Origin of the sequence: Paraburkholderia sp. J11-2 (assembly GCF_905220185.1) — a bacterium.
GTDB lineage: Bacteria > Pseudomonadota > Gammaproteobacteria > Burkholderiales > Burkholderiaceae > Paraburkholderia.
Genome location: NZ_CAJMYY010000019.1, coordinates 31,345 through 43,395 on the forward strand (window position 1 = coordinate 31,345; position 12,051 = coordinate 43,395).

Annotated in this window: 10 protein-coding genes; 3 read left to right on the top strand and 7 right to left on the bottom strand. The window is 67.4% G+C overall.

What is annotated here, in order from left to right; genetic code table 11:
• The first annotated feature begins 178 nt into the window (after positions 1–178).
• On the top strand, positions 179–2,173 hold the full coding sequence (locus U5A57_RS25185) for a Cache 3/Cache 2 fusion domain-containing protein (RefSeq protein ID WP_321914342.1): 1,995 nt from the start codon (positions 179–181) through the stop codon (positions 2,171–2,173).
• Between the two features lie 124 nt (positions 2,174–2,297).
• Here the strand turns inward: U5A57_RS25185 and U5A57_RS25190 are convergent, their stop codons facing one another.
• On the bottom strand, positions 2,298–3,182 hold the full coding sequence (locus tag U5A57_RS25190) for a peptidylprolyl isomerase (protein WP_321914343.1): 885 nt from the start codon (positions 3,180–3,182) through the stop codon (positions 2,298–2,300).
• Between the two features lie 223 nt (positions 3,183–3,405).
• On the bottom strand, positions 3,406–5,937 hold the full coding sequence (locus U5A57_RS25195; RefSeq protein WP_321914344.1) for a penicillin-binding protein 1A: 2,532 nt from the start codon (positions 5,935–5,937) through the stop codon (positions 3,406–3,408).
• 281 nt (positions 5,938–6,218) lie between these two features.
• Between U5A57_RS25195 and U5A57_RS25200 the strand changes: the two genes are divergently transcribed.
• Entirely contained in the window at positions 6,219–7,391 is a 1,173-nt protein-coding gene (locus U5A57_RS25200; RefSeq protein WP_321914345.1) for a porin, read from the top strand.
• Here U5A57_RS25200 and U5A57_RS25205 read toward each other — a convergent pair whose 3' ends face one another.
• The 5 genes from U5A57_RS25205 to U5A57_RS25225 form a co-directional block, all read right to left on the bottom strand.
• Entirely contained in the window at positions 7,392–7,688 is a 297-nt protein-coding gene (locus U5A57_RS25205; protein ID WP_321914346.1) for a hypothetical protein, read from the bottom strand. It abuts the gene before it with no gap.
• Positions 7,689–7,808: 120 nt separating this feature from the next.
• Complete coding sequence (locus U5A57_RS25210; RefSeq protein ID WP_321914347.1) at positions 7,809–8,423, bottom strand: flavin reductase family protein; 615 nt, start codon at positions 8,421–8,423, stop codon at positions 7,809–7,811.
• 256 nt (positions 8,424–8,679) lie between these two features.
• Positions 8,680–8,835 carry a hypothetical protein gene (locus U5A57_RS25215; protein WP_199272121.1) on the bottom strand — a complete coding sequence of 52 codons (156 nt, stop codon included), beginning with the start codon at positions 8,833–8,835 and terminating at the stop codon, positions 8,680–8,682.
• 200 nt (positions 8,836–9,035) lie between these two features.
• A complete protein-coding gene (locus tag U5A57_RS25220; RefSeq protein ID WP_321914348.1) occupies positions 9,036–9,947 on the bottom strand; it encodes a hypothetical protein in 912 nt (303 codons plus the stop codon).
• A gap of 186 nt (positions 9,948–10,133) precedes the next feature.
• A complete protein-coding gene (locus U5A57_RS25225; protein WP_321914349.1) occupies positions 10,134–10,820 on the bottom strand; it encodes an MgtC/SapB family protein in 687 nt (228 codons plus the stop codon).
• Positions 10,821–10,957: 137 nt separating this feature from the next.
• Between U5A57_RS25225 and U5A57_RS25230 the strand changes: the two genes are divergently transcribed.
• Positions 10,958–12,043 carry an AGE family epimerase/isomerase gene (locus U5A57_RS25230; protein WP_321914351.1) on the top strand — a complete coding sequence of 362 codons (1,086 nt, stop codon included), beginning with the start codon at positions 10,958–10,960 and terminating at the stop codon, positions 12,041–12,043.
• Positions 12,044–12,051: the final 8 nt, after the last annotated feature.

The window sequence follows — 12,051 nt, forward strand, 5'->3', positions numbered from 1 at the left end:
GAATCCGAATCGTCCCATTTTTTGCGACACAAGATCGCATGACCATTCGCATGCCGTATGAAATTGTAAGGATTTTCGCGTTTACCCCTAAAGGATCGCTCGCGCGCGCCGTAATGCGTCATGCCAGCGCCTCGAAGGCGCAGGTTCCTTCCTCACAAGCTACTCCGGAACCGAACTCATGCTTTCACGCTTATCAAGCCGCGCGAGCGTCGGCGTGCGTCTCGCCTTGCTATCGTGCGTGCTCGTCGCGGCAATATTTGCCGCCTTCACGTGGGCGATCACGCACTCGGCGGCAACGCAGGTCGGCGACCAGGTGCGCGCGCGCATCACCGAAAAGGACCAGTCGGTCGCCTCGTCGATCTCGCTGATCGACGGCGCGCTCGACGCCGAAGTCGACCGCGCCATGCAGCTCTTCGAGAGCTTCCTGCCCGGCGCCTTCACGCTCGATCCCACGCAAACGGTCGACATTGGCGGCAAGGCCACGCCGGTCTTCAAGTCCGGCGACCACGTGCTGAACATGGACTTCACGGTCCCCGACCAGTTTCTCGCGCGCAGCGGCGAAATCGCCACGATTTTCGCGCGTAGCGGCGACGACTTCGTGCGCGTGACCACCTCGCTCAAGAAGCAGGACGGCTCGCGCGCGATCGGCACGCTGCTCGATCGCAACGGGCCCGCGTACGGCCCGGTTCTGGCCAACCGCACGTATACAGGCCTTGCCCAGTTGTTCGGCAAACAGTACATCACGCAGTACAAGCCGATTCTCGACGCGAGCGGCCATGTGATCGGCGCGCTCTTCGTCGGCGTCGACGTGGGCGCGCAGATCGACGCGCTCAAGAGCGAGATCGCCAAGCTCAAGATCGGCGAAAGCGGCTACTACTTCGTGATGGACGCTTCGAACGGCTCGGCGCGCGGCACCTTCCTCGTGCATCCGAGCGCCGCCGGCAAGCACTACGACGACGCGAACGCGCCCTGGTCGCGCATGCTCGAGGCGCGCGAAGGCACGCTCGACTACACCTCCGCCGACTCGACGCGCGACGAGCGCGACGCGCGCGCGAAGTTCGTGTCGTTCGTGAGCGTGCCGCAGTGGCAATGGCTCGTCGGCGGCGTCGCCGTACGCGACGAGATCATGGCCGACGTGAACGCCACGCGCGACCGCTTCGCCGCGATCGGCCTCGTGCTGGTCGCGCTGTTCGCGGCGCTTTCGATCTACGCGGCGCGCCGCCTCGTGAGCCAGCCGCTCGACGCCGCAGCACAAGCCGCCGGCCAGCTCGCTGCGGGCGACCTCACGGTGCGCATCGGCAACGGCGGCAGCGGCCGCGGCGGCATCGGCAGCGGCGATGCAACGAATGCCGACGAGATCGGCCGGCTCACGCGCGCCATCGACGGCATCGGCGTGGGACTCGCACAAATCGTGGCGCAGGTGCGCAGCGCCACGGCGCAGATGAGCGAGGACACCTCGCGCATCGCACAAGGCAGCGGCGAGATCGCTTCGCGCATCGCGAGCCAGGCGAGCAGCCTGGAAGAGACGGCGGCGAGCATGGAAGAGCTGACCTCGACCGTGCAGCAGAACGCCGACCACGCGACGCGTGCGAACAGCGTGGTGACGAGCGCCGCAGAAGCCGCTCTCGACGGCGGCCGCGCCGTGAGCCGCGTCGTGGAAACGATGAACGACATCAGCCGCTCCTCGCAGAAGATCGCCGAGATCACCGGCGTGATCGACGGCATTGCGTTCCAGACCAACATCCTCGCACTCAACGCGGCTGTGGAAGCGGCGCGCGCGGGCGAGCACGGCAAGGGCTTCGCGGTGGTCGCGAGCGAAGTGCGCGCGCTCGCGCAACGCAGCGCGGCGGCGGCGAAGGAAATCTCGGCGCTCATCACCGAATCGTCGTCGACCGTCGAGACGGGTTATCGCATTGCCGGCGAAGCGAGCACGACCATGCGCGGGATCGTCGCGCGCGTGGATGAAGTGCGGTCTATCATCGGCGAGATCAGTGTGGCCTCGCGCGAACAGTCGGGCGGCATCGAGCAGGTGAACATCGCGGTTTCGCAGATCGGCGCGGCGACGCAGCAGAACGCCGCGCTCGTGGGCGACGCCGAGCGCGCCGCCGCCGCGCTCAACGATCACGCGGCGGCGCTCGCCGAGCTCGTTTCCGTGTTCAAGGTGCACAAGTAACGCGCACGGTACCGTCAGGGCATGCTTCGCAGTGCAAGATAAAAGGAAAAGGCGAAACGAAAAAAGGCAGCGCCCAAGGACGCTGCCTTTTTTGTTGGCTGCGCGGCAGATGCCGCGCACCGCCTCACTCCACGATCGTCGCCGAGCGCGCCAGTTCGGCCACGCGTTGCCCGAGCGCGGCCTGCATGGCCTCGTCCTGCAACTGACGGCGAATGTCCCCTTTCGCCGAATCGTACGTCGGCACCTGCATCGGTCGCTTGCTTTCGAGGCGCACAACCAGCCAGCCGTCGCCGGCCTTCAGCGGCTGCGGCGCAGTTGCGCCGGGCGCGAGCCCCGTAATGAGCTGCGCGAGCGGCATGGGGATGCCGTGCGTGTTGCCTTCGGTGAGCGGCAGCCTGAAGCTCACCCACGGCATCTCGCCGCCAGTGGCCTTCGTCGCGCCGATGCCGTACTGCCGCGCGAGCTCGGCGAACGGCTGGCCGCCCTTCACCGCCGCGAGCACGGTGTTCGCGGTTGCCTCGTCGGCCACGGCGATCACCGCCGGCTTGTACTCTTCCTTGCCGAACGTCGCGACGACCGATTCGTAGCGCGCTTTGATCTCGCTGTCCGTGATCTTCGGCGCGTGCACGTTGTCCAGAATCCACCCGCGGATCCCGGCGTCGGTCTTTTCGGCGTCGGGGAACTGCGCGACCTCGGGGCGCTGGTCGTAGTGCCCGAGCACGGCCTGCTGGCGCAGCAGTTCGCGTGCGATCAGGTCGTCCTTGAGCGCGGCGCGCAGTTGCGGCGTGTCGGGCGCGCCGGTGCGGCTGACCACGTTGCTCACTGCCGTGTCGAGCGCGGATTGCGGAACCACATGGCCGTTCACGAGCGCAGCGGCGCCCGCAGGCAGCGCGGCGGCCGCGGACGCCAGGGTTGCGGCTTCGGCTGCGTGGACGAGCGTGGGCGCGAGCGTGCTCACCGCCACCGAGGCGAACGAGAGCAGGCACAGCGTGCGGATGGATCGGGACATGCGTGACATTTCGATTGACTCCAGCGTATTCGGAAAGCCGCGGCGCAACGGTGCAGGAAGCGCCAGGGGCAAGCTTTGATCCGCGCGAATCTAGCGGAATCTCGAAGCGCTGTTGTCAGGAAGTGTCAAACGGACGCGGGGCCGGATTGGAAGCTTGCGGCAGGTCAAGCGCGAGACGTCCACCCGCGCCGTCACGCTCAGGCGACGGCGCGGGACGGCGCGCTCATTGTCCCTGTGGCTGCGCCACCGGCGGCGTGTAGCTCGCGCTCGCGCCCGGCGTGCCAGGCTCCGCGTCGTCGGGTGTCGGCGTCGGGGCAAGCGCCGGCTCCTGCGCCGGATACGAGGGCTGCGGCGCAAGTGCCGGCGGCGTACTGGACGGAGCGACGATCGGCGGCACGCCCATGATCGCGCGCGCGGCGGCTTCCGCAGCCGCCGCCGAAACGGCAGAAGGCGCCGGAACCGCGGAAGGCGCCGATGCCCCCGCTTCCGAAGCCGCAGAAGCCACCGATGCCGGTGCGGGGGCGCTGACACGCGGTGGCGGCGCACGCCGAACCGGCGCGCTCTGCGGCGGCGCTTCGTGCGTGCCGACCAGCTTGTCCATCCACGCACGCAGCTTCTCGCGGAAGGTTTCGAACGCGCCCGGCGTCACTTCGGTGTCGAAGCGCGCGCGCGGATCGACGAGGCGCTGGCGCAGCGCGCGCTGGAAGAAGTCGCCGACGATCGGCAGCGCGCTGCGCGCGCCCTGGCCCCAGTAGTCGTCGAGCGTCACGCGGCCGTCGTCGAAACCAACCCATGCGCCCGCGACGAGTTGCGGATTCATGAGGATGAACCAGCCGTCCGTGTTGCCTTGGGTCGTGCCGGTCTTGCCCGCCACGTCGCCGCGAATGCCAAAGCGCGTGCGGATGGCCGCGCCCGTTCCGCGGTTCACGACGTCGCGCATCGTGTCGAGCAGCGTGCGGTCCGCCTCTGCGGAAAGCGCCCGCTCGGGCGACGCACTCTCGAACTGCGCGAGCACGTTGCCCTTGTGGTCCTCGATGCTCGTGACCATGCGCGGTTCGAGGTACACGCCATCGTTGGCGATGGTGCTGTAGGCCGAGACCATCTCCTTCAGGGTGACCGGGCTCGTGCCGAGCGCAAGCGAAGGCACCGGATCGAGCTGGCTGTCGCGCACGCCCATCGCGCGAGCGAGGCGCGCGACCTTGTCCGGGCCCACCGTCTGCATCAGCTGCGCGGTGATGCGGTTGCGCGAAAACGCGATCGCGTCGCGCAGCGTCATCGGGCGCATGCTCGGCTGCACGTCGTCGGTCGGCTTCCAGATTTCGCCGCCCGCCAGCGGAATTTCCACCGGCTGGTCGATGAACGTGTCGCTCGGCTTCGCGCCCGCCGCGTAGGCCGCGCCATACACGAACGGCTTGAACGTCGAGCCCGGCTGACGGCGCGCCTGCTGCACGTGGTCGAACGGTTCCTCGGTGAAATCGCGGCTGCCCACCCACGCCTTGATCTGCCCATTGCGCGGGTCGATGGCGAGGAAGCCCGCCTCCACCGCCGTCTTGCTCTTGCAGAGGTTGCGCATGAAGGTGCGGTCGGCGGCGAGCTGCTTGAGCGCGTCGGCGTCGCTTGCGCCTGCGTCGCGCGCGCTCTTGTAGTCCTGCGTTTCGCGCATGAACGTCGCGAACAGGTCGTTGCCGGACGTGCAGCCGCTGCGGCCGCTCCACGCGCCGTTCGCGATGCCCTGAAGCTGGTTCGCGTGCTGGCGCAGCGCGGCGGTCGCCATCTGCTGGAGACGCGAATCGATCGTGGTGCGCACCACGAGGCCATCGGAATAGATGTTGTAATCGTTGCGGTCGGCCCACGAAATCAGCCACTTGCGCAGTTGCAGCGCGAAATGCGGCGCGGGGCCCGGCGGCTCGGTCTGACGCTCGAAGTCGAGGCGCAGCGGCTTCTTCGAGAGCGTGGCGTACTGCGCCTCGCTGAGCTTGCCGTACTTCACCATCTGGCCGAGCACGGTGTTGCGCCGCGCGAGCGCGCGCTCGGGGTTGATCACCGGGTTGTAATAGGCGTTGCCCTTCAGCATGCCCGTGAGCGTCGCGGCCTGCAGGATGTCGAGCTGATCCGCCGACACGCCGAAGTAGGTGCGCGCCGCCATCTCGATACCGTATGCGTTATAGAGAAACGGCACCGTGTTCAGATACGTCTCGAGAATCTGCTGCTTGCTATACACCGCTTCGATCTTGAACGCCGTGATCGCTTCCTTGATCTTGCGCGTGAGCGTGGGCGCGCGGCCGATTTCATCGGGATAGAGATTGCGCGCGAGCTGCTGCGTGATGGTCGAGCCGCCCTGGCGGTCGCCCGAGAACGTGTGCAGCGCCGCGCCCGCCGTGCGCTTGAAGTCGATGCCGTGGTGTTCGTAGAAGCGGTGATCCTCGGTGGAAACCAGCGCATCGACCATGTGCGGCGAGATCTGCGCGAGCGGCACCCATTCGCGGTTCGAGGGCTTGAACTCGGCGAGCACCTTGCCGTCGGCGGAAAGGATCTGGGCCGGCTCGTCCACCCGCGCCTTGCGGATGTCGCCAATGCTCGGCGTGAACGGAATCAGCACGAGCACGTAGAGCACGACGAGCGCCGGCAGCGCGCCGATGGTCATGAGCACGCCGCGCCGCGTGGGATGCCGCAAATGGTGGAGCGCACGCGCGCCGCACAAGCGGGCAAAGCCGCCAAGCCGCGCGGCGGCAGGCTTCAGGCGGGACAACGACATCGCGATTCGATCGCGGATCAACGGCACGTAACGCTTCACGCGGCAGGTAGGGTCGGCTGGCAAAGCGTGAATCGTACCAAACTCGCAAGGCCGCCCCTTCATCGGGCCGGGCGCAAGCCCGACATCGCCATAAGTCGATTTATGACAGGGAGATGAAATCATCCTTCCAGATCGCGGAAGAATCCTCTCCAGTCACAGCCGGTTTTCCGGCGCCTTTCCCTCCCTACACTCCTGTCCCTGTTGCAAACCGGTACGAAACAACAACGCTACAGGAACCTCGAATGAAGAACACCGTCTCGCTCACCACCGCTGCCGCCGTGCTCGGCGCACTCGGCACGCTCGCGGCGCCCGCCGCCCACGCGCAAAGCTCGGTCACGCTGTATGGCCTGATCGACGCCGGCATCATGTACACGAACAATGTCGCGAGCGGCAAGTCCGGCGGCGCGCTCTGGCAGGCGACGAGCGGCAACGTGAACGGCAGCCGCTTCGGCGTGCGCGGCAGCGAGGACCTGGGCGGCGGCCTGCATGCGGTCTTCGTGCTCGAAAACGGCTTCAACGTGCAGAACGGCAAGCTCGGCCAGGACGGCCGCATGTTCGGCCGCCAGGCCTACGTGGGTCTCGCGAGCGACCAGTTCGGCTCGCTCACGCTCGGCCGCCAGTACGACTCGCTCGTCGACTTCGTCGCGCCGCTTTCGGCCACGGCGGGCACCTTTGGCGACACGGGCTTCGCGCACCCGTTCGACAACGACAACCTGAACCACTCGCTGCGCATGAGCAACGCGGTCAAGTTCACGAGCAACACGTATAGCGGCCTGAAGTTCGGCGCGCTCTACGCGTTCTCGAACAACACCGACTTCGCCGTGAACCGCGCCTACAGCTTCGGCGCGAGCTACACCAACGGGCCGCTTGCCATCGCGGCCGGTTATCTGCAACTGAACGGCACCCAGGGCGCCACGGCGAGCAGCCCGGGCGCAGTGGATCTCGCGGAATCGACGGCCAACGGCAAGGGCGGCTTCTCGCTCGGCGCCGACCGCCTGCGTTCGTTCGGCGGCGGCATCAACTACACGTTCGGCCCGGCCACGGCGGGCTTCGTGTTCACGCGCAGCGAATACACGGGTACGAGCTCGTTCGGCTCGCAGGGCGGCGACATGAGCTTCAACAACTACGAAGTGAACGGGAAATATCAGTTGAACCCGGCGTGGAGCCTGGGTCTCGCCTACACCTTCACGGATGGCCACGTGAGCAACACGACCACGTTCGGCGCCGATCCGAAGTGGAACCAGGTGGACGCACAGGTCGTGTACCGCCTCTCGAAGCGCACCGATCTGTACGGCGAGGCGATGTACCAGCACGCCACGGGGCACAACTACGTGGCGTTCATCAACACGGCGGGCGGCGCGTCGTCGACGGCCAATCAGGTGGTGGGCACGGTGGGCTTGCGCGCGCGCTTCTAATCACAGCACCAGCGACAGCGCGATCGACACCCACACGGCCGTCGCGCCGCACAGAAAGGCGCGGCGCGCCATCAGGAAGCGCGACTCGTCGTTGGGCTTCGCGGGCGAGGTGGCGAGCCAGGGCACGCTGCCGAGGCACGCGAAGCCCAGGAGCGCAATGCCGACGACCACACGGTCGCCGATGCGCCAGGCCGAGGGCTCGTGCAGCCCCCAGTAGCCCAGCGCGATCATGCCGATCGAAAACATCGTCGAGGCGGCCGAACTGAGCGCCACCACCGATCCCGTCGGAGATTGCATCGAATGTCTCCCTCGCGCGCCTCGCGCAGTTGGGCCACCAGGTTGGCCCACCAGGTCGGGCCATTATCGGCGGGCGGGCAGGAGGCGGCAACGCCGCGGCCTGCCCACGCCGGAAGCGGCTTACGCGCCTGGCCGCACCATCTGGAACATCTCGCCGATCTGCGCGTAGTCGGCGCGATAGCCCGCGCGCATCACGGGCTGGGCGGCGTGCGTGTCGAAGAGGCCGTCCTTCAGGAACGCCTCGCGAATATGCACGCCCACCACCTGCCCAAGCGCCAGCCAGTTGTCCATGGGCGTGCCGTCGAGCGTTTTGAGCCGCACGATCTGCAGCAGCTTGCATTCGAGCGCGGCCGGCGCTTCGGCCACGTGCGGCGCCGCGACGTTGCGGCCCGGTGCGGCGGTGAGGCCCGCGAGCGCGAATTCGTCGACGTCGGCGGCGACCGGCGCGGAGGTGCGGTTCATCTGCGGCGCGAGCGCCTTCGACGTGAGATTCCAGACGAACTCTCCGGTCTCCTCGATGTTGCTGATGCTGTCTTTGCGGCCTTCGCTGCAGAACCCGATGATCGGCGGAAAGGTGGCGAACGCGCCAAAGAAACTGTAGGGCGCGAGATTGAGCATGCCGCTCTTCGCGCGGCTGGAGATCCAGCCGATCATGCGCGGCGCGACGATCGCCTTGAACGGGTCGTGCGGCAGGCCGTGGCCCTGGGCGGGGTCGTAGAAGTAGCTATTGGACATGTGGATAAGACGTAGCGATTTCGAAGCGGCATCACTATGACACGGGCGGCGCGCGGCTGTCGTCACGCCAGACGAAGCGGCTTCGGCTCGCAGCAGCCCCAAACCAGCCCCAAACCAGCCCCATATCGGCCCCATATCGGCCCCAAACGCAACAAGGCCGGCTCTCTTTCGAGAGCCGGCCTTGTTTGATGACCTTGCGGTCTGACCGGAGAAACGCGTTGGAAGGCGAGCGCCGTCCGAAGCGCCTCAGCTTCGATCAGTCACGCGGCATGCCGAACGGCATGTAGTGCGAACGGCGAACGCGCTCTGCTTCGCGGTGACGCGCTTCGTACGAATATTCCGAATCCATCGGCAGGTACGGCGACGCGAAGAGATCGCTCACCTTTTGGATCAGTGCAAAGATGAAGCTCATGGCGACTCCCAGTTAGGCTGCGGTTCAGGGTTTTCCCTAAGACAGAATCGATTATAGGGTTTTCCCTAGGACAACGCTAGTGCAACGCAGCAAAAAAACTGCGACGCACCGTCGCACGGGGTCGCGCGCAATCGATGCGTTGCAGCAAAACAACGCATCGATATTTCGGATACAGGGGCGGGATCGCGCGACGAAGCCGTTCAGCGAGTGGCTTTCTGGGCGGTTTTGGCGTGCGCCGCACGCGTGGAATGCGCCGCGGCACGGCGCGCGGGCGTGGGTGCAGCCTTGGCGGGCTGCGCCTTGACCACCGCTCGTGCGGGGGCCGCCGGGGTATCCGCGGCAACAGCAGCCGCCGCCGTTGCGGCAGTGACCGCGGCAGTTTGCGCGGCAACGCGCTGCGACAGGTCGTCGACCGAGGACTGCTGCTTCAGGATGAACTGCTCGAGGCGCGCTTCGTTTGCGCGAGACTCGTTCGCGAGACTGTCGAGCCGCACCGACTGCGCGACGCCGAAACCCACCGATGCCAGCACCGCCACCGAGGCAGCAGTGAGCACCCACTTGAGTTGCCGCGACGACGCGGCGGCCATATGGCGCTGCTCGGCGAGCGCGCCCTGAAGCGCGTCGAGGCGCTGCGCCAGCGCGTTTGGCTCGGCGGCCGCTTGAGCGGCTTCGGGCGCGAACCCAGCGGGTTCGACGCGTTCTGCGTTGTCGATGGCAAACGACGGTTCGGCGACGAAGGCCGCAGCAGCCGGGCCCTGCGCTTCACCAAAGCCCGGCGCCACCGGATCGATCCCAGCCCCGGCTCCGGCCGGAGCAGCGGCACGCTTCGCCCGCGGCGCGCGGCGCGCGGTCGTTGCCCCCGCAACGGGGCTCGCCACGCTGGCCTCATCGCCGGACGCTGCCGCCGCCTGGGCGGGCTCCGGGTTTTCGAAGCCGCTCAACGTGCCCTGGCGCACGGGAGCATCCGCTTGCGCGACCGCGGCGAGACTCTCGCCGTCGAGCGCTTGCGGACCATCGAATTCGGAAGCAACAGGGGATTCAGTAACGTTGGACGGCGCCGATGTGGCGCGCGGTTGCCACGGTGCGGTGCGTTCAGGATGCGAAGAGCTCAAGGATGCGGTATCTGCGTAATCAGCCATGGGTCAGCGATGCGGTTCGCGTCGCGCGCCGGCCGTTCACGGCCGTTTGGCGACGTCCTCGTGTTCTGGTTCGAACGCCCATTGTCGCATGCCAGAACGCGTGGCCAGATGCTCTTCCCCCACTTACCCACCAGGCATCGACCGGACAACCCACGCAGGTCAACTCTGCACGCCGTCCTCGCGAAACTCCTTCACGTCGGGCAAGCGCCGCAGCGTCGCGCAAATCGCCTCGTACTCCATCGACGACACGCGGGCGAGCGTGATCATCACTTCGTCCAGCTCGGGCGAGTCGTCGCTCTGCTGCACGACGAACTGCTTCACGCGCGGGCTCGACGTGCCGAGCGCGTCGTGCAGCGAGTGAAACGTGAGGGCGCCGCGGCTCACGAGCAGCGTGAGCTGGCGGCGCTGCCGGAACGTGATGAAGCGCCGCTCGAGCGGCTTGATGCCCGCGAGGATGATGAGAATGATGACGGTCGCCGCAATCGCGCCTGTATAGAGCCCGCCGCCCACCGCGAGCCCCACGGCCGCGACCGACCAGAGGCTCGCCGCCGTCGTGAGGCCGCGCACGATCTCGCCGCGCAACAGGATCGAGCCTGCGCCGAGAAAGCCGATGCCCGAGACGACCTGCGCCGCCATCCGGGAAGGATCGAGCACGACGTGGTCTTCCTTGAGCACATCGGCGAAACCGTAGGCCGAGACGAGCATGATGAGCGCCGAACCCACGCACACGAGCATATGGGTGCGCAGGCCCGCCGCCCACGAAAGCCGCTCGCGCTCGAAGCCGATCACGCTGCCGAGCAGGGCGGCCAGGACCAGCCGCGAAATGAGTTCCCAGTTTCCGATCATTGTTATCACCCTCCTGGTCTTGTTGTCGTGGGCGCGGTCGCCCCGCGGCAGGCGGGAATCTCCCGCGCAATTTGCGAATGCGTACAATCGCCGGCATTGCTCATTTGAAGTGACGCGGTCCCCCGCACCTTTTCGCCATGAACACACCTACGAGCGCAGCCAGCCTGCGCGAGCATTTCGACCGCATCGTCCTGCCGATGTGGCGCGGCCCGGGCTTCAACGCCGACCTGCGCCTGCCCTACGAGGCGATCGATGCGGCCGGCGCGAAGCCCCTGCCCGTCACGCGCTACCGCGCGATGGCGTGCGCCCGCCAGCTGTTCGTCTTCTCGCAGGCCGGCGACGCCGCGCACGCGCAAACGCTCTTCGAAACGCTGCGCCACACTTTTCAGGACCCGAAACACGGCGGATGGTTCTACAGCGTCGACGCCGCCGGCGCGCCGCTCGACACCACCAAGGACCTCTACACGCACGCCTTCGTGGTCTTCGCAACCGCGGCCTACGGCCAGCGCTTCGGCGTGAACGAAGCGCTCGGCGTCGCGCGCGAAACGTCCTCGCTGATCGTCGATCGCTTCGCCGCCCACGACGGGCTGCTGAACGCGGCGCTCGACGCTTCCTTTGCGAGCGTGACCGGCGCTCCGCTGCAGAATCCGCTCATGCACCTCACCGAAGCCTGGCTCGTCGCGAGCGAAGCGACCGGCGACAGCGCCTTCGACACCGCCATCACGAAGCTCGTCGAAGCGCTCGCGCGCGGTTTCCTGCACGAGCCGACGGGCTGCATCGCCGAATTGCCGCTCGGCGCGGCGGACAACCGTCTCGAGCCCGGACATCAGTTCGAGTGGTTCTGGCTGGCAACGCGTGCGGGCGCGCGGCTGGGTGCGTCGGGTCTGGACGAGGCGCTTGCGCGCGCCTTCGCCTTTGCGCAGAAGCACGGCGTGGACCCGGAAACGGGAGCCGTGGCGGCCGCGCTCGACGAGCACGGCCGTGTAATCGATGCCACGCAGCGGATCTGGGCGCAAACGGAATACTTGCGCGCGCTCGCCACACACGGCGACGCCGAGGTGCGCGCCGCGCTCGCGCCGCAAGTCGCGCGCTTCGCACCGCGCTTTCTCACGCCGCAGGGCTGGGTGGAATGCCGCAGCGCAAACGGCGACGTGGCGCGCGCGGACATGCCGTCCACGACGCCGTATCACCTCTTGACCGCTTATCAGGGCATGGGCATCTGAGACGCCCG